We start from the raw sequence: 18,246 nt of genomic DNA, 5'->3' as shown, positions 1-18,246 counted from the left end.
TCAATTGCCGACAGGGTAGCGCCCGTTAAGCTTGGCCGCATGAACGCGTCCCCATCTTTCCGCGAAGTCCTCTCCCAGCGCGTGATGGTCGCCGACGGGGCGATGGGGACGATGCTGCAGTCGTACGACCCCACACTCGACGACTTCCAGGGCTACGAGGGCTGTAACGAGGTGCTCAACGTCACCCGGCCCGACATCGTCAGCGGCGTCCACGACGCCTACTTCGCCGTCGGCGTCGACTGCGTCGAGACCAACACCTTCGGCGCCAACCTCGCCGCGCTCGGCGAGTACGACATCTCCGAGAAGGTCTACGAATACTCCGAGGCGGGCGCGCGCCTGGCCCGCGAGCGCGCCGACCACTGGTCCACGCCCGAGCAGCCGCGCTTCGTGCTCGGCTCGATGGGCCCCGGCACCAAGCTGCCCACGCTCGGCCACCTGCCCTTCGCCACCCTGCGCGACGCCTACCGCGACAACGCGGCCGGCCTGATCGACGGCGGCGCCGACGCGCTGATCATCGAGACCTGCCAGGACCTGCTCCAGGTCAAGGCCGCCATCGTGGGCGCCAAGCGGGCCATCGAGGCCGCGGGGCGCGACGTGCCGATCATCGCCCAGGTCACCATCGAGACCAACGGCGCCATGCTGCTCGGCTCCGAGATCGGCGCCGCGCTCACCGCGATCGAGCCCCTCGGCGTCGACGTGGTCGGCCTCAACTGCGCCACGGGCCCCACCGAGATGAGCGAGCACCTGCGCTACCTGGCCCGCCACTCCCGGCTGCGCCTGTCGTGCATGCCCAACGCCGGTCTGCCCGTCCTGACCTCCGACGGCGCCTACTACCCGCTGTCGCCGGGCGAGCTGGCCGACGCGCACGAGAACTTCGCCCGCGACTACGGCCTGTCTCTGATCGGCGGCTGCTGCGGCACCACCCCCGAGCACCTGCGCCAGGTGGTCGAGCGGGTGCGCGGCAGGCAGCCCGTCGCCCGCAGGGCGCGCCCCGAGCCCGGCGCCTCCTCGCTCTACCAGACCGTCCCGTTCCGCCAGGACACCTCCTATCTGGCCATCGGCGAGCGCTGCAACACCAACGGCTCCAAGGCCTTCCGCGAGGCCATGCTCGAAGGCCGCTGGGACGACTGCGTCGAGATGGCCCGCGAGCAGGCCCGCGACGGCGCCCACATGCTCGACCTGTGCGTCGATTACGTCGGCCGCGACGGCGTGGCCGACATGAAGGAGCTCGCCTTCCGCCTCGCCACCGCCTCCACCCTGCCGATCATGCTCGACTCCACCGAGTCCGAGGTGCTCAAGGCGGGCCTCGAGATGCTGGGCGGCCGCGCGGTGGTCAACTCCGTCAACTACGAGGACGGCAGGGGCCCCGAGTCGCGCTTCCACAAGACCATGACCGCCGTGCGCGAGCATGGCGCGGCCGTGGTCGTGATGTGCATCGACGAGAACGGCCAGGCCCGCACCGCCGCCGAGAAGGTCCGCATCGCCTCGGAGACGATCGACGACCTGGTCGCCAACTGGGGCATGAAGGTCTCCGACATCATCGTCGACTGCCTGACCTTCACCATCGCCACCGGCATGGAGGAGTCGCGCAAGGACGGCCTGGAGACCATCGAGGGCATCCGCGAGCTCAAGCGCCGCTACCCCGAGGTGCAGACCACGCTGGGCCTGTCCAACATCTCCTTCGGCATCAACCCCGCCGCGCGCATCGTGCTCAACTCGGTCTTCCTCAACGAGTGCGTCAACGCGGGGCTCGACTCGGCGATCGTGCACGCCTCCAAGATCCTGCCGATGTCGCGCATCCCCGACGAGCAGCGGCAGGTCGCGCTCGACATGATCTACGACCGCCGCCGCGACGGTTACGACCCGCTGCAGCGCTTCATCGACCTGTTCGAGGGCGTCGACGTCGCCAAGATGCGGGCGGGCAAGGCAGAGGAGCTGGCCGCGCTGCCGCTGTGGGAGCGCCTCAAGCGGCGCATCATCGACGGCGAGCGCAAGGGCCTCGAGGCCGACCTCGACGAGGCGCTGTCGCAGCGGCCCGCACTCGAGATCATCAACGACGTGCTGCTCGACGGCATGAAGACGGTCGGCGAGCTGTTCGGCTCCGGCCAGATGCAGCTGCCGTTCGTGCTGCAGTCGGCCGAGGTGATGAAGAACGCCGTCGCCTACCTCGAGCCGCACATGGACAGGGTCGAGGGCGAGACCAAGGGCCGCATCGTGCTGGCCACCGTCAAGGGCGACGTCCACGACATCGGCAAGAACCTGGTCGACATCATCCTGTCCAACAACGGCTACGAGGTCGTCAACCTCGGCATCAAGCAGCCGGTCACCGCCATCCTCGAGACGGCCGAGCAGCGCAACGCCGACGTCATCGGCATGTCGGGCCTGCTGGTGAAGTCGACGGTGGTCATGAAGGAGAACCTGGAGGAGATGAACTCCAGGGGCATCTCCGCGCGCTACCCCGTGCTGCTCGGCGGCGCCGCGCTGACCCGCGCCTACGTCGAGCAGGACCTGGCCGAGGTGTTCGACGGCGAGGTCCGCTACGCCCGCGACGCCTTCGAGGGCCTGCGCCTGATGGACGCCTTCATGGCGCACAAGCGCGAAGGCTCCCCGCTGCCCGCGCTGCGCGAGCGCCGCGTCAAGGCGGGCGCCACCCTCACCCGCACGGCCGTCGAGGACCTGCCGGCCCGCTCCGACGTGGCCGCCGACAACCCGGTGCCCGTCGCGCCGTTCACCGGCGACCGCATCGTCAAGGGCATCTCGCTCAACGACTACGCCTCCTTCCTCGACGAGCGGGCGCTGTTCCTCGGTCAGTGGGGCCTCAAGCCCACCAGGGGCGGCGAAGGTCCCGGCTACGAGGAGCTGGTCGAGACCGAGGGCAGGCCCAGGCTGCGCATGTGGCTCGACCGCATCCAGACCGAGGGGCTGCTGGAGGCGGCCGTCGTCTACGGCCACTTCCCCTGCGTCAGCGACGGCGACTCGCTGATCATCCTCGACGACAAGGGCGACGAGCGCACCCGCTTCACCTTCCCGCGCCAGCGCCGCGACCGGCACCTGTGCCTGTCCGACTTCTTCCGCTCCAAGGACTCAGGCGAGGTCGACGTCGTCGGCTTCCAGATCGCCACGATGGGCGGCAAGATCTCCGAGGCCACGGCCGAGCTGTTCGCCAAGGACGCGTACCGCGACTACCTCGAGCTCCACGGCCTGTCCGTGCAGCTCACCGAGGCCCTCGCCGAGTACTGGCACGCCAGGGTGCGCTCGGAGTGGCGCATCGGCGGCGAGGAGTCCCTCGACGACATGCTCAAGGTGAACATCCAGGGCTGCCGCTACTCCTTCGGCTACCCGGCCTGCCCGAACCTCGAGGACCAGGTGCAGCTGTTCCAGCTGCTCGACCCCGAGCGGATCGGCGTCACGCTGTCGGAGGAGTTCCAGCTCCACCCGGAGCAGGCCACCTCCGCCCTGGTCGCCCACCACCCCGAGGCGAAGTACTTCAACGTCTGATCGGGGGCGGGAGGAGCGGGGCGCGGCCCCGTCCCTCCCGCTCCGCCGTACGGCAGGCGGGGCCAGGCATCACCCGGGGCAAGGGGGCCCGCGCCCGTCCAGGGACACGCCTCATCGAGCGCACGGGGCCGGCGCCGTCACGGCGTCCGTGGAGACACTCCGCCGGGTCGATGACCATGATCGCCCGCCTACGTCCTACGGTAGTAGTCCGATTCCGATAGCTCCGGGGGGAAAGTGGACGCGGCCTTCTTCGACATGGACGGCTTGCTGGTCGACACCGAGAAGGTGTGGCTGAAGATCGAGACCGAGGTGATGGGCGTCCTCGGTGGCGTCTGGACCCCCGAACACCAGACCCACCTGGTCGGCGGCTCCATGGAGCGCACCGTCGACTACATGCTGGCCGTGTCCGGCTCCTCGGTCTCGCCCGAGGTCCTGCGCGGCTGGATGATCGACGGCATGGTGGCCGCGCTGGCCGACGGGGTGCGGACCCTGCCCGGGGCGTTCGAACTGCTCGGCGACCTGCGCGCGGAGGGCGTGCCCGTCGCGCTGGTGACCTCGTCGCTGAAGGAGATCGCCGAGTCGGTGCTGGCCTCGGTCGGCCGCGAGCACTTCGATGTGATCGTGACGGCCGACGACGTGACCCGCACCAAGCCCGACCCCGAGCCGTACCTCACCGCCGCCGCCCTCCTGGGCGTCGAGCCCGTGCGCTGCGTCGTGCTGGAGGACTCACCCAACGGCGTGGCCGCCGGAACGGCCGCGGGGTGCGCGGTGGTCGCCGTCCCGAGCCTGCTGCCCATCGAGCCGGCTCCAGGCCGCCTGGTGGTGTCCTCGCTCACCGAGGTCAGCGTCGCCCGCCTGCGCTCCCTCGTGCCGCCCGCCTCGGCCTGACGCAAGGGCCCGCGCGCCGCGTCCCCGGGGGAGGAACCATCCCCTAGGGGAAGATCCCTCCTCAGGGAGGAGCGGCGGCGGGCCTTTCGCGTGCCAGGATGGAGAGGTCAGCGAGACGAGGGGCGGCCGTTATGGGTGGATTCAATAGCATCGCGTGGTTGCCGTTGTGCGCCGGCGCCACGGGCGTGGGCCTGGTGTTCAGCTTCCTGCTGCTGCGCCGCAGGGGAGCGGTGGCCGCCATGCGGCTGGCCGCCTGGTCGCTGCTGCCGATGGCCGCCTACCTGACCGGCGCGCTCAGCGCGCTGTGGACGATCGGCGCCACCGCCGTCTCCTTCGTGACGAGCCTGGTCTTCAACCCGTTCACGTGGGTGGGCGTGGCGCTGGCCGGCCTGTCGATGGTGCTGTTCATGGTCTCGGGCGTCATCAGGGCGAGGCGGCTGTCGGCGGCCGCGCCCGCCCCGTCCGCCGCTTCGGCCCGCCCCGCGGCGGAGCAGAAGCCCGCGACGTCGGCTCCGGCGGGAAAGCCTGCCATCGCACAGCCGAAGCCCAGGACGAACGACGATGATTTCTCCGATATCGAGGACATTCTCAAGCGTCGCGGCATCAGCTGAAGCCGGAGCCTGTGCAATGTCACAGTTCCGAGACCCAACCGGAACGGGCTGTAGACATTCGCACCAAGATCGATACGAATGCGTTTCGCCCGAATCACAGTTGAGCCACATAGCGCGCGTGGGGACTAGTCAGCGCAGCTCAGGCCATACATCCTGCCTCCTGGGACCGTGACGGACGGTCCCGGCAAGTAGGGGCGTGAGTCCAGACCGGGCCGGTGCCTGATCGGACGACGCCGTCTAACCCAGGGGGCAGGAACAGCATGCGCACAACTATGGTCGTGCCCGCCTCCTGGAAGGTCAGGACAGAGGAGGGCGCATGACCGCACCGCTCGACGTGCCGGAGTCGGCCAGCCAGGCCGCTCCCGAAGCGGTGGTGGCCGGAGCGGACGCCAAGGCGATCGAGGGCCGCTCGCTGGGCCAGATCGCGTGGCGGCGGCTCAGACGAGACCGCGTCGCCATGGCCGGCGCCATCGTGATCATCTTTCTCATGCTGGTGGCGGTCTTCGCGCCGCTGCTGGTGAGCTGGTTCGGACACGACCCGCTGGAGTACCACGAGGAACTGACCGACATCGGCACCCAGGCTCCCATCGGGCCCTGGGGCGGCATCACCTCCGAGTTCCTGTTCGGCGTCGAGCCGGTCAACGGCCGCGACATCTTCAGCCGGGTGGTCTACGGAGCGCGCATCTCGCTGCTGATCGCCTTCCTCGCCACGCTGCTGTCGGTGGTCATCGGCACCACCCTCGGCGTCATCGCCGGCTACTTCGGCGGCTGGGCCGACACCCTGATCGGCAGGGCGATGGACGTCTTCCTCGCCTTCCCGCTCCTGGTCTTCGCCCTCGCGCTCGCCGGAGTCGTCCCCGACCAGGCGTTCGGGCTGTCGGGCGACACGCTCCGCGTGACACTGCTGATCTTCATCATCGGCTTCTTCAACTGGCCCTACCTGGGCCGGATCATCCGGGGCCAGACACTGTCACTGCGCGAGCGCGAGTTCGTCGACGCGGCCAAGAGCCTGGGGGCCCGCGGGCCGTACATCATCTTCCGCGAGCTCCTGCCCAACCTGATCGCGCCGATCCTGATCTACGCCACCCTGCTGATCCCCTCGAACATCCTGTTCGAGGCGGCGCTGTCGTTCCTCGGCGTGGGTGTGCGCCCGCCGACGCCGACCTGGGGTGGCATGCTGTCGGACGCCGCCAGGTTCTACACGATCCCGCACTTCATGATCTTCCCGGGCCTGGCGATCTTCATCACCGTGCTTGCCTTCAACCTGTTCGGCGACGGCCTGCGAGACGCGCTCGACCCGCGAGGCAACCGCTGACCTCTCTCGGACTCCCTTAACCCTGCTTCCAACCCAAAGGGGTGCGACACCTTGAGAAGAAAATCCGCTCTAACGACGGCCGCGGCCGGGCTGACCCTGGCCATGGCGCTGGCAGCCTGCGCGGGCACGCCGACCCAGGCCCCCGGTCAGGGCCAGAGCGCTCCGGCGGCCACGGGCGCGACGGCGGGCGGCACGGAAGTCGCCGACGCCGCGATCGGCAAGATCTACAACCCTTCTGACAAGAAGGGCGGCACTCTCAAGATGGCCAACACGGCCGACTGGGACAGCCTCGACCCCGGCAACACCTACTACGGCTACTCGCTCAACTTCGCCCGCCTGTACGGGCGCGCGCTGCTGATGTTCAAGTCCGCCCCCGGCGCCGACGGCAACACCCTGGTCCCCGACCTGGCCGAGAGCCTCGGCAAGTCCAGCGACGACGCCAAGACGTGGACCTACACGCTGCGCAAGGGCGTGAAGTTCGAGGACGGCACCGAGGTGACCTCCAAGGACGTCGCCTACGCGGTGGCGCGCCAGTTCGACAAGGAGATCCACCCGAACGGGCCGACCTACCTCAACGCGCTGCTCGACTGGCCGAAGGGTTACAAGGGCGCCTACAAGTCGAAGGACGCCGACTTCTCCTCCGCCGTCGAGACCCCGGACGACCACACGATCATCTTCCATTTGAAGGAACCGTTCGGTCTGTTCGACTACATCATGCAGATGCCGATGACGATGCCTGTCCCCAAGGACAAAGACACCGGCACGAAGTACCAGGAGCACGTCATCTCGACGGGCCCCTACAAGTTCGAGAAGAACGAGATCGGCAAGGGCTTCACCATGGTCCGCAACGACCAGTGGGACGCGGCCACCGACCCCAACCGCCCGGCCCTGCCCGACCGCATCGAGGTGCAGACCGGCGTCAACGCCGACGACGTCGACAACAGGCTGATCTCCGGTGACATCCAGGTCGCCGTCGACGGCCTCGGCATCGGCAACGCGGCCCTGCCGAAGGTCCTGCCGGACCCGGCGCTGAAGGCCCGCACCGACAACCCGGTCCAGCAGCGCACCTGGTACACCTCGATCATTCCCGACGTCGCCCCGCTGGACAACGTCGAGTGCCGCAGGGCGATCGCCTTCGCCGCCGACCGCAACAGCCTCTTCCGCGCCTACGGCGGCGAGACCGGCGGCATCCCGGCCACCTCCATGATCCCGCCGAGCCTGGCCGGTCACAAGGAGATCGACCTCTACAAGTCCGAGGGCGACAAGGGCGACGTCGAGAAGGCCAAGGCGGCGCTGGCCAAGTGCGGCCAGCCCAACGGCTTCGAGACCAACATCTCCTACCGCACCGAGCGGACCAAGGAGAAGGCCGCGGCCGAGTCGCTGCAGCAGGCGCTGGCCCGCGTCGGCATCAAGCTCGCGCTCAAGCCGTTCCCGCAGGACGACTACTTCGCCCTCTACGCGGGCAAGCCGTCCTACGTCAAGGAGAACAAGATCGGTCTGGCCATCAACGGCTGGGGTTCCGACTACCCTGACACCTACGGCTTCATGCAGGCCATCATGGACAGCCGGGACATCCGCGACGCCGGTAACTACAACCTCAGCGTCAAGATCCCCGAGGTCGACAAGATGATCGACCAGATCAAGGCCGAGCCGGACGCCGCCAAGCGCGCCGACCTGTGGACCCAGATCGACCACATGGTCATCGACCAGGCCGTCGTCATGCCCAGCGTGTACGGCAAGGCCCTGTACATCCGCGGCAAGGGGCTGACCAACGTCTTCATCAGCGACTCCCAGCAGATGTACGACTACGTCGGCCTGGGCGTCCAGCAGTAAGTCGATCCACACCTAGATAGGCGGGTGAAGGCAGCAGGTCCCCGGCCGGCACGACCGGCCGGGGACCGGAGCCGGGCACTGTGGTCACATACATCATCAGGCGCGTGATCGGCGCTTTGGCGATGCTGCTCATCGTGAGCATCGTCACCTTCGCGATCTTCTTCTTGGTGCCGCGTCTGGCCGGCGCCACCCCTGAGGCGTTCGCCGCCCGATACGTCGGCCGGGGTGCCAGCATGGACACGATCAGGCTGGTCGCCGAGCGGCTCGGGTTCTACGATCCCGTGGCGGTGCAGTACGGGCGCTTCCTCAAGGGAATCGTGCTGGGAACCGAGTACGACACGGGTGCGGGCATCGAGAACTGCCCCGCTCCCTGCTTCGGCTACTCCTTCATCAACCAGCAGCCCGTCTGGCCCAGCCTGATGGACCGCTCGCGCGTGACGCTCTCGCTCGGCATCGGCGCCGCCGTGCTGTGGCTGGTCGGCGGCGTGGCGACCGGTGTGCTGTCGGCGCTGCGGCGCGGCAGCTTCTTCGACAGGTCCGCCATGGGCATCGCTCTGGCCGGCGTGTCGCTGCCGATCTTCTTCACCGGCATGATCTCCCTGTCCATCTTCAGCTACGGCCTCGGCTGGACCGCCCCCGGCGGCGCGTGGGTGGACATCACCATCGATCCCCTGCAGTGGGCCTACAACCTGCTCCTGCCATGGATCACCCTGGCCCTGCTGTTCGCCGCCACCTACGCCAGGCTCACCCGGGCGGGCATGCTGGAGACGATGGGCGAGGACTACATCCGCACCGCCCGCGCCAAGGGACTGGTCGAGCGCAACGTCGTGGTCAAGCACGGCCTGCGCGCCGCGCTCACCCCCATCGTCACCGTCTTCGGCCTCGACTTCGGCCTGCTGATGGGCGGCGCCGTCCTCACCGAGTCGACGTTCTCGCTGAACGGCCTCGGCAAGTACGCCGTCGACGCCATCAAGAACAACGACCTGCCCGCCGTCATGGGCGTCACGCTGCTCGCCGCGCTGTTCGTGGTGGTGGCCAATCTGGTCGTGGACCTCCTCTACGCTGTGGTCGACCCGAGAGTGAGGCTCGCATGACCGCTTTTCTCGACGTCAAGGACCTGCGCATCCACTTCCCGACGGACGACGGACTGGTCAAGTCCGTCGACGGCCTGTCGTTCGCGCTCGAGCGCGGCAAGACGCTCGGCATCGTCGGCGAGTCGGGCTCCGGCAAGAGCGTGACCAGCCTCGGCATCCTCGGCCTGCACAAGGGCGGCCGGGCCAAGATGTCCGGCGAGATCTGGCTCGACGGGGAGGAGCTCGTCGGCGCCTCGGCCGACCACGTGCGGCGCCTGCGCGGCAAGAAGATGGCGATGATCTTCCAGGATCCGCTGTCGGCCATGCACCCGTACTACACGGTCGGCGACCAGATCGTGGAGGCCTACCGCATCCACCACGACGTCACCAAGAAGGTGGCCCGCAAGCACGCGATCGACATGCTCGGCAGGGTCGGCATCCCCGAGCCCACCAGCCGTGTCGACGACTACCCGCACCAGTTCTCCGGCGGCATGCGCCAGCGCGCCATGATCGCCATGGCCCTGTCGTGCGACCCCGAGCTGCTCATCGCCGACGAGCCCACCACCGCGCTCGACGTCACCGTCCAGGCGCAGATCCTCGACCTGATGCGCGACCTGCAGCGCGAGTTCAACTCCGCGCTGATCATCATCACCCACGACCTCGGCGTGGTGGCCGAGCTGTCGGACGACATCCTGGTGATGTACGGCGGCAAGTGCGTGGAGTACGGCCCCGCCGAGACCGTGTTCTACGACCCCGAACACCCCTACACCTGGGGCCTGCTCGGCTCGATGCCGCGCCTCGACAGGGAGCGCACCGAGCGGCTGCTGCCGATCAAGGGATCACCCCCCTCCCTCATCAACGTCCCGCCCGGCTGCGCCTTCCACCCGCGCTGCCCCTACGCCGAGCGCACCAAGGGACGGGCCGACACCGAGGTTCCCGAGCTGCTGAAGACGAGCCCAGGCCACCTCGTCAGGTGCCACATGGCCCCTGAGGAGCGCAGGCAGCTGTGGGAGAGCGAGATCAAGCCGATGCTGGAGACCACATGAGCGAGACGCTGCTGTCCGTGCAGGACCTGCGCATGCACTTCCCCATCCACAAGGGGCTGCTGAGGCGGCAGGTCGGCGCGGTCAAGGCGGTCGACGGGATCGACTTCGAGGTGCTCAAGGGCGAGACCCTCGGCCTGGTCGGCGAGTCCGGCTGCGGCAAGTCCACCACGGGACGGCTGGTGACCAGGCTCCTCGAGCCCACCGGCGGCAAGATCGTCTTCGAGGGCCGGGACATCACGCACATGCCGCAGGGACGGCTGCGCCCGCTCCGCCGCGACATGCAGATGATCTTCCAGGACCCCTACTCCTCGCTCAACCCCCGCCACACGGTGGGCGCCATCGTCGGCGCGCCGTTCCGCATCCAGGGGATCAAGACCGAGCAGGGCACCAAGAAGGCGGTCCAGGACATCCTGGAGCTGGTCGGCCTCAACCCCGAGCACTACAACCGCTACCCGCACGAGTTCTCCGGCGGACAGCGCCAGCGCATCGGCATCGCCCGCACCCTGGCGCTGAAGCCGAAGCTCATCATCGCCGACGAGCCGGTCTCGGCGCTGGACGTCTCCATCCAGGCGCAGGTGGTCAACCTCCTGGAGGACCTGCAGCGCGAGCTCGACCTCACCTACGTGGTGATCGCGCACGACCTGTCGGTGGTGCGGCACATCAGCGACCGGGTCGCGGTCATGTACCTCGGCAAGATCGTCGAGATCGCCGACCGCAAGTCGCTCTACACCTCGCCGATGCACCCGTACACCAACGCGCTGCTGTCGGCGGTGCCGGTGCCCGACCCGAAGGCCCGCGCCGAACGCGAGCGCATCCGTCTGCAGGGCGACGTCCCGAGCCCGATCAACCCGCCGCCCGCCTGCCGCTTCCACACCCGGTGCTGGAAGGCGCAGGAGATCTGCAAGACGGTCGAGCCGCCTCTGGAGGAGCTGGCCAGCGGTCATCGCGTCGCCTGCCACTTCCCCGAGAACGCGCCCGCCGCCGCCACCTCGGAGACCGTCACCGCCTGACGCCACCTCTCCGCTGTCCGGGCTCGATCCCTGTCCTTTACACACTGTCCTTTACGGCACAGCCGGATCGAGCCCACCCCGGTCACGGGGCTGGCCTCCCTCCAGGGAGACGCTCCTCCAGCTCCCGTGGCCGGCCACCCCAACGCCCCGCGCTCAACCGTCAGCTCCTTTGGAGAGCTCCCCGGCTCGGGCCCGCGTCGTACGGCGCCATCGAAAACCCTCGCCCGCCTCGGGAGACCCCGCCCTGTTCGGGCCTGCGTTCTCCGAGAAACCCCAACCCCGCGCCCAGGCCCCGGTCCACCTGGAGAGCGCACCGGGTTCGGGCGCGAGCCGTCCGCGGCCCCTCAACAAACCCCAGCCAGGCGCTACGGCCAGCCCGTCTCGAGAAACCCCAACGCCGTGCGGACCCGCGTCCTTCGAGAAACCCCGACCCCGTGCGGGCCCAGTCATCTAAGAGACCTCGGCCCCCTCCGCTCGGGGAGGGGTCAGGATAGGGCGCCGGGGGTGGTGAGGCCGGTTTCGTAGGCCAGGACGACCGCCTGGACGCGGTCGCGCAGGCCCAGCTTGGTCAGGACGTTGCCGACGTGCGTCTTGACCGTCGTCTCGCTCACCACCAGCTTGCCCGCGATCTCGGCGTTGGACATGCCCTTGGCGATGAGCCTCAGCACCTCGAGCTCCCGCTCCGTCAACCGGTCGAGCCGCGCCGGCGTCGTCTGCTGGTAGGCGGAGGGCAGCTTGGCGGCGAACCTGTCGAGCAGCCGCCTGGTGACGCTGGGCGCCACGATCGCGTCGCCCGCCGCCACCACCCTGATCGCCTGCACCAGCTCGTCGGGCGGCACGTCCTTCAGCAGGAACCCCGACGCCCCCGAGCGCAGCGCCTCGACGATGTACTCGTCGAGGTCGAACGTCGTCAGCACCAGCACCTTCGGCACATGCGCTCCCGCCGCGGCCTCGCGCACGATCCTGCGTGTCGCCTCGATCCCGTCGACGCCCGGCATCCTGATGTCCATCAGGACCACGTCAGGCAGTAACGCGCGGGCCTGTTCGAGCGCGCCGTTGCCGTCACCCGCCTGTCCGACCACCGCGATGTCGGACTCGGCCTCGAGGATCAGGCGGAACCCCGTGCGAAGCAGCGGCTGGTCGTCCACCAGCAGCACCCTGATCGTCATCATCCGTCCTTCAGCGGGAACGTCGCCCGCACCTCGAAACCGCCCCCCGTGCGCGGACCGACCCTGAGGATTCCACCATAGAGGGCCACTCTCTCGCGAATCCCCACCAAGCCGTGCCCCGTTCCCTCGGTCTGCTCGGCGCTCGAGCCTCTGCCGTCGTCCACCACGAGGAGGCTCAGCTCGCGCGGCGCCTGCCGTACCGACACCCTGGCACGGGCGCCGGGGCCCGCGTGGCGGAGACTGTTGGTGAGCCCCTCCTGGACCAGGCGGTAGGCGGCCAGGTCGACGCCCGCGGGCACCGCGCTCGCGCCCTCCACCTCCAGCTCGGTCGGCAGGCCCGCCTCGCGCATCTGCTCGACCAGCGCGGGCAGGTCGCGCAGGCCGGGCTGCGGGCCGCGTTCGGGCGGCCCGGAGAGCGAGTCGGTGCGCAGGACGCCGACGATGTTGCGCATCTCGTTCATCGCCAGCCTGCCGGTCTCCTCGATCGCGGTCAGCGCCTCGGCGGCCAGCTCGGGGTTGGCGGTCAGCACCTTCCTGGCCGCGGCGGCCTGCACGGTCATCACGCTCACGTGGTGGGCCACCACGTCGTGCAGTTCCCTGGCGATGCGGGAGCGCTCCTCGGCCCTGGCCGCGCGCGTGTCGGCGTCCCTGGCCCGCTCCAGCCGCGCCGCGCGGTCCTTCAGCTCCTCCAGGAAGGCGCGGCGCAGCCGCATGCTTCGGCCGGTGCCCCACACGGCCACGCCGATCATGGTCGTCAGCGCGTGGGCGGTCCACATCATCGACGAGGGCGACAGCGACGCGGAGGTGAAGTACCCGATGGTCGCGACGGCCAGCCCCGCCAGCGCGATCGCCAGCCCGCGGTGCGCGGCCACCGTGTACAGCAGGATGAGACCGGCCAGCCCCGCGAGGCCTGGGTCGCGGTCGAGCGCGGCGAGCACCGCGGCGGGCAGCTGCGCGAGGCACAGCGCGGCCAGCGGCCAGCGCCTGCGGGCGGCCACCGGTGCGCACGCCAGCGCGACCAGCGCGGCCTCGGCCCAGTCGCTCTGCCGGTTGGCGACGAACAGCGCCACCGAGGCCACGACCAGGGCCGCGGCGAGGAGCGAGTCGCGGAACAGGGCTCGGTCGGTGCGCACCGCTTCAATGTAGGACCAGGTGAGAGCCGGAATCCTCCTCCTTTGGGAGGACTTCAGAGCTCGTCCGTGGCCGTCCGCCTGCTGCTTCTCACCGTGTCGCCCGGCTGCCTCGCGGGCACCGGCGGGGGAGTGCCGCCGAACTCGGGGCACAGCGCCTGGTGATCGCACCAGTCGCAGAGCCGGGACGGCCGCGCCCGCCACTCGCCTGTCTCCAGCGCCCGCTCGATCGCCGCCCACAACGCCTGCACCTTGCGCTCGGTCGCCCGCAGGTCGGCCTCGTCGGGCGCGTAGCGCAGCACCTCGCCGCCGCCGCCCAGGTAGACCAGCTGCAGCAGCCGGGGGATCGCCCCGCGCAGCCGCCACAGCACCAGCGCGTAGAACTTCATCTGGAACAGCGCCTTGGCCTCGAAGTCGGGCCCCGGCGCGCTGCCGGTCTTGTAGTCGACGACCCTGACCTCGCCGCTGGGCGCCACGTCGAGCCTGTCGATGTAGCCGCGCAGCATCAGGCCGCTGTCGAGCACCGCCTCGACGTAGAGCTCGCGCTCGGCCGGCTCCAGACGGGTCGGGTCCTCGAGAGTGAAGTAACGTTCGAGCATCGAACGGGCCTGCCCCAGCCACTCGCGCTGCTCGGCCTCGTCGGCGAACATCTCCGCGTAGGCCGGGTCCTCGCCGAGCAGCCTGGCCCACTGCGGCTCGAGCAGCTCCAGCGCCGCCTCGACCGAACGCCGTGGCGCGGGCAGGTCGTAGAGCCGCTCCAGCACCGCGTGGACCACCGTGCCGCGCACCGCCGCCGCCGACGGCTTCTCGGGGATCCTGTCGATCACCCGGAACCGGTAGAGCAGCGGGCACGTCATGAAGTCACCCGCCCGCGAAGGGGAGAGGGCCCCGATGATCACGGGTTCGGTCAACGTCATGCACCGCACTGTAGGTCAAGGGGCCGACAGAATGGGCACGCCGAGTAGCATCAAGGCAGTCCCCTGGACGAAGGAGTGATGGGTGAGCGCCGAGAGTCCGCGTCAGGAGTTCTCCGGTATCCGGATGGGCAGACCCTTCGGGATCCCGGTCTACGTGTCGTGGACCTGGTTCATCGTGGCCGCCATCATCACCTTCATGTTCAGCGACCAGGTTCGCGAACAGCTGCCGGGGTTGTCCGAGCCCGCCGTCTACGGCGTCGCCTTCGCCTACGCCGTCCTGCTCTACGTCTCCGTGCTGCTGCACGAGCTGGCCCACAGCGTCCTGGCCAAGATGTACGGCCTGCCGGTGCGCCGCATCACCCTCTACCTCCTCGGCGGCGTCTCGGAGATCGAGAAGGAGCCCCAGACGCCCGGCCGCGAGTTCATGGTGGCCGCGGTGGGCCCGCTGGTGTCGCTCCTGCTGGCGGGCATCGGCCTGGTGGCCGACCTCTTCCTGGTCGACGGCGGCGGCATCCCCGAGATGATGGTCTGGTGGCTATGGGTGGCCAACCTGATCGTCGGCGTCTTCAACCTGCTGCCGGGCCTTCCTCTCGACGGCGGCCGCATGCTGCGGGCGGGCGTCTGGAAGGCGACCCGCAGCCCGGGCACCGGCACGATCGCCGCCGCCTGGGCGGGCAGGGTGCTCGGCGCCGTCCTCATCGTCGGCCCGCTGCTGCTCTACTGGTTCGGCGGCCAGCCCCAGCAGGAACTGAGCCTGCTGTGGGGCGCCGTGCTCGGCGCCTTCATCTGGTTCGGCGCCACGCAGTCGCTGCGCGTGGCCCGGGTGCGCGCCAGGCTCCCGCAGGCCAACGCCCGCGCCCTGGCCCGTCGCGCGATCCCCGTCACCGCCGAGACCCCGCTGTCCGAGGCGCTGCGCAAGGCGGCCGAGGCCCACGCGGGCGCCATGGTGATCGTCGACCACGACGGACGCCCGCTCGCCATCGTCATCGAGGCCGCCGTCCAGGCCACTCCCGAGCACCGCAGGCCGTGGGTGAACGCGGGATCGCTGGCGCGCGCGCTCGAACCGTCCATGGTGCTGCCCGCCGACCTGGTGGGCGAGTCGCTGATCGACGCCATGCGAGACGCGCCGTCCGGCGAGTACCTCCTGGTCGAAAAGGGCGGCGAGGTCTACGGCGTGCTGGCCACCGCCGACGTCAACAAGGTCTTCAGCGGCGTCTGACCACTCGTCTAAACGGCTGCCTCGGGCTAGTGTTCTGACAACTGATCAGGTAGCGCGGTTTCGAGACGAGCAGCTCAGGCCGATACTGTTCCTCCTGGTCTGGGTATGCGTAAGGCTGGTGGTTGACCGGCGTGTTCCATGGAGGGGAGAGTTCTGTGGCTGAGCGGGGCTTCGGGGTGGTGCGTCCGCTGCCGGGCAACGGGCTGGTCGCCCACATGGGCGGGCTGCTGCTGGTCTGCGACACGGCCGAGGGCGCGGGTGGAGAGCTGCTCGAGACGCTGCGCGAGAGCGCCGAGTCGGGAGCGGACGGCCTCGCGCTGGCCCGCCGCGCCGCTCAGGTGCTGTTCCGCACGATGTCGGGTGAGCCAGTGGCGTGCGCGGTGGCGGGCCCCGCGGCGGGTGGCATGGCCGTGCTGGTCAGCGGTTCCGCCTCGGCCGTGGTCGTCACCGACGAAGGCGAGACCAGGCTGTCCGGCCGCGACTCCCTGACCTGGACCGACCGGCTCATCCCAGGGCCCGTGCAGCGGGTCGAACTGCGCCTGCCCGACGCGGGCGAGGCGCACCCCGTGGTCCGCCTCGACGGCGGCGTGGTCCTCGGCGGCGGCGTCCACGGCGAGGTCACCGAGAGCGCGCCCCCGCCCGCCAAGCCCAAGCCCAAGCCGATCGAGACCAGCGAGCTGCCCTCCACGGGCCTGCACTTCGAGCCCGACCTGCTGCCCCCGCTGCCCAGGCAGGAGCCGGTCCAGCCGGTCCAGCCGGTCCAGGAACAGCCTCCGCCGCCGCCCCCTCCGCAGCAGCCCATGGCTCCCTACCCGATGGGCGCGCCCTCCGGTCCTCAGCAGCCGTTCGGCCAGCCGCCCGTGCCCGAGCCGCAGCCCGCACCCGAGCCGCTGCCGCCGATGCACCAGGGCCCGCCGCCCATGCCCGGCCCGCCCGGGCCTCCTTCTGGTCCGATGCCGCCGCTCGGCCCGCCGCCCCCCGGTCAGATGCCGCCCGCCGGCCCGCCGCCCGGCTACGAGGAGCAGCCCGACTTCGGGCCGCCGCCGCAGGAGCAGCAGGGCGAGCCGCAGACCGACGCCGAGGGCAGACCCCTGGTCTTCGGCGTCGACTGCAAGAACGACCACTTCAACGATCCCCGCTCGCCGTACTGCGTGATCTGCGGGATCGAGCTGGTACAGCGCACGCTGGTGCCGTACAAGGGGCCGCGCCCGTCGCTCGGCGTGCTGCTGCTCGACGACGGCACTGCGCTGCCGCTCGACAGCGACTACCTGCTGGGCCGTGACCCCGAGCGCGCCCCCGAGGTCGCCGGCGGCAACGCCAGGCCCGCCAAGGTCACCAGCCCCGACGGCTCGGTCTCGCGCCGCCACCTGCGCGTCGCGCTGGAGGGCTGGGACGTCAACCTGGTCGACCTCGGCTCGGTCAACGGCACCCAGATCCAGCCGCCGGGCGACCCCAACTTCTACGACATCCCGCCGAACGAGCCCGTCACGATCGCCCCCGGCACGACGGTCCGCATCGGCGTCTCCCGCACCATGCGCTACGAATCCCACCGCGGCTGACCCCGACTCTCACTGTCTGGGGGGCGCCGCGCGTCTCCGTCGGCTCCCGGGGGCGCCTCGCGCGCCCCCGGACATACTCCCTCCGTTACGGCAAGCACTGGTGAGGCCCACCGTGGTCACCGCGCGCCGCCCGTCCATCACGCCACCCCAGCAGGACTCCGGGGCCCGCCGTCACGTCGCCCGTCGACTTGAGTAGCGCGTTACTCAAGCGGTCCACCCACCCGCGACGGATCATCAAGACGTGACGAACCCCGAACAAGATCATCAAAGCTCGGCGAACCTCGAACGAGATCGCCAGGGTGCGGTGGTCCCCGAACGAGATCACGAGGGCGTGGCGGGCCCCGAACGCTATGCGCAGGCGATGGCGGCGATGCGTCAGGGACACCTGGACCAGGCGAGGCGTCTGCTGGAGGCCAGTCTGATGGAGGCCCCCGACCACCTGCCCAGCCGCTACGAGCTCGGCGTCTGCTACCTGCGCATGCGCCAGACCGCCCGCGCCGAGGGCATGCTCCGCAGCGTCACCGCCCTCGACCCGCTGCACGTCGGCGCCCGCCTGTCCCTCGGACGGCTGCTGTCGGCGGCCGGGCGCAGGGAGGAGGCCCTCACGGAGTACCGCGCCGTCCTGACCCACGACCCCGCCAACCCCGAGGCCCGCCAGGGCGTCATCGGCCCCGGGTGAACGCTCGCCCTCGACCCCGCCCGGCCTCTCGGCCAGGTCTGGACCCATCCGAACCCCCGCGACCGCCACCCGCCGGTCATGGAGGAGCGAGAGTCGCGACCGCCGCCCTCTGTCTCGGCGTATGTGGTGACCGCCGCCTTCTGTCTTGGAGCGGGTGTGCGAAGCGACCGCCGCACTTCGCCGTGGAGCGCGCGAGAGTGGTGGCGGCCGTTCTCTGCCGTGGAGCAGGGGGAGCGGTGGCCGCTGTTCTCCCTCTCGGATGGAGCGAGGGTGGCGTGTGCTGTCCGGCTCCTGGATGG

14 protein-coding genes are annotated in these 18,246 nt (G+C 70.1%); 11 read left to right on the top strand and 3 right to left on the bottom strand.

The genetic code is table 11. The features are described from left to right. Positions 1-39: 39 nt before the first annotated feature. The 8 genes from metH to H4W81_RS16960 all read left to right on the top strand — a co-directional run bounded on the left by metH (position 40) and on the right by H4W81_RS16960 (position 11,274). Complete coding sequence (gene metH / locus H4W81_RS16995) at positions 40-3,498, top strand: methionine synthase (RefSeq protein ID WP_192775705.1); 3,459 nt, start codon at positions 40-42, stop codon at positions 3,496-3,498. Positions 3,499-3,732: 234 nt separating this feature from the next. After that, a complete protein-coding gene (locus tag H4W81_RS16990; RefSeq protein WP_192775704.1) occupies positions 3,733-4,386 on the top strand; it encodes an HAD family hydrolase in 654 nt (217 codons plus the stop codon). A 158-nt stretch (positions 4,387-4,544) separates the two neighbouring features. Next, complete coding sequence (locus H4W81_RS16985) at positions 4,545-4,997, top strand: cellulose synthase (protein WP_225958666.1); 453 nt, start codon at positions 4,545-4,547, stop codon at positions 4,995-4,997. Positions 4,998-5,313: 316 nt separating this feature from the next. Then, a complete protein-coding gene (locus H4W81_RS16980) occupies positions 5,314-6,312 on the top strand; it encodes an ABC transporter permease (RefSeq protein ID WP_192775702.1) in 999 nt (332 codons plus the stop codon). Between the two features lie 51 nt (positions 6,313-6,363). Continuing rightward, positions 6,364-8,145 carry an ABC transporter substrate-binding protein gene (locus H4W81_RS16975; RefSeq protein WP_225958665.1) on the top strand — a complete coding sequence of 594 codons (1,782 nt, stop codon included), beginning with the start codon at positions 6,364-6,366 and terminating at the stop codon, positions 8,143-8,145. A gap of 80 nt (positions 8,146-8,225) precedes the next feature. After that, a complete protein-coding gene (locus H4W81_RS16970; protein WP_192775701.1) occupies positions 8,226-9,239 on the top strand; it encodes an ABC transporter permease in 1,014 nt (337 codons plus the stop codon). After that, a complete protein-coding gene (locus tag H4W81_RS16965; RefSeq protein ID WP_192775700.1) occupies positions 9,236-10,264 on the top strand; it encodes an ABC transporter ATP-binding protein in 1,029 nt (342 codons plus the stop codon). The genes H4W81_RS16970 and H4W81_RS16965 overlap by 4 nt, the downstream gene beginning before the upstream one ends. Next, positions 10,261-11,274: an ABC transporter ATP-binding protein gene (locus H4W81_RS16960; protein WP_192775699.1), complete on the top strand. Its 1,014-nt coding sequence runs from the start codon at positions 10,261-10,263 to the stop codon at positions 11,272-11,274. The genes H4W81_RS16965 and H4W81_RS16960 overlap by 4 nt, the downstream gene beginning before the upstream one ends. Positions 11,275-11,759: 485 nt before the next feature. On the opposite strand, the gene H4W81_RS16955 is transcribed toward H4W81_RS16960, so the two are convergent. The 3 genes from H4W81_RS16955 to H4W81_RS16945 are packed head-to-tail and all read right to left on the bottom strand — an operon-like array spanning position 11,760 to position 14,490. Further along, positions 11,760-12,443, bottom strand: a complete 684-nt coding sequence (locus H4W81_RS16955) for a response regulator (RefSeq protein ID WP_192780852.1) — start codon at positions 12,441-12,443, stop codon at positions 11,760-11,762. Further along, entirely contained in the window at positions 12,443-13,576 is a 1,134-nt protein-coding gene (locus H4W81_RS16950; RefSeq protein ID WP_318781780.1) for a sensor histidine kinase, read from the bottom strand. The genes H4W81_RS16955 and H4W81_RS16950 overlap by 1 nt, the downstream gene beginning before the upstream one ends. A 53-nt stretch (positions 13,577-13,629) precedes the next feature. After that, positions 13,630-14,490: a RecB family exonuclease gene (locus H4W81_RS16945; RefSeq protein ID WP_192775698.1), complete on the bottom strand. Its 861-nt coding sequence runs from the start codon at positions 14,488-14,490 to the stop codon at positions 13,630-13,632. An 82-nt stretch (positions 14,491-14,572) separates the two neighbouring features. Between H4W81_RS16945 and H4W81_RS16940 the strand changes: the two genes are divergently transcribed. The 3 genes from H4W81_RS16940 (at position 14,573) to H4W81_RS16930 (ending at position 17,947) form a co-directional block, all read left to right on the top strand. Next, complete coding sequence (locus H4W81_RS16940) at positions 14,573-15,709, top strand: site-2 protease family protein (protein WP_318781779.1); 1,137 nt, start codon at positions 14,573-14,575, stop codon at positions 15,707-15,709. 155 nt (positions 15,710-15,864) lie between these two features. Beyond that, positions 15,865-17,268 (top strand): FHA domain-containing protein, encoded by a 1,404-nt coding sequence (locus tag H4W81_RS16935; RefSeq protein WP_192775697.1) that lies wholly within the window; start codon positions 15,865-15,867, stop codon positions 17,266-17,268. 304 nt (positions 17,269-17,572) lie between these two features. Continuing rightward, complete coding sequence (locus H4W81_RS16930) at positions 17,573-17,947, top strand: tetratricopeptide repeat protein (protein WP_192775696.1); 375 nt, start codon at positions 17,573-17,575, stop codon at positions 17,945-17,947. The last annotated feature ends 299 nt before the right edge of the window (positions 17,948-18,246 follow it).

The sequence above is a fragment of the Nonomuraea africana genome (assembly GCF_014873535.1).
In the GTDB taxonomy this organism is placed as follows: domain Bacteria; phylum Actinomycetota; class Actinomycetes; order Streptosporangiales; family Streptosporangiaceae; genus Nonomuraea; species Nonomuraea africana.
This window is presented reverse-complemented; position numbering and strand designations above follow the sequence as displayed.

Bases quoted from the DNA above. Each gene is read 5' to 3' on its own strand.
- metH (WP_192775705.1), top strand. From the start codon at position 40: ATGAACGCGTCCCCATCTTTCCGCGAAGTCCTCTCCCAGCGCGTGATG.
- H4W81_RS16960 (WP_192775699.1), top strand. From the start codon at position 10,261: ATGAGCGAGACGCTGCTGTCCGTGCAGGACCTGCGCATGCACTTCCCC.
- H4W81_RS16945 (WP_192775698.1), bottom strand. From the start codon at position 14,490: ATGACGTTGACCGAACCCGTGATCATCGGGGCCCTCTCCCCTTCGCGG.
- H4W81_RS16955 (WP_192780852.1), bottom strand. From the start codon at position 12,443: ATGACGATCAGGGTGCTGCTGGTGGACGACCAGCCGCTGCTTCGCACG.
- H4W81_RS16965 (WP_192775700.1), top strand. From the start codon at position 9,236: ATGACCGCTTTTCTCGACGTCAAGGACCTGCGCATCCACTTCCCGACG.
- H4W81_RS16980 (WP_192775702.1), top strand. From the start codon at position 5,314: ATGACCGCACCGCTCGACGTGCCGGAGTCGGCCAGCCAGGCCGCTCCC.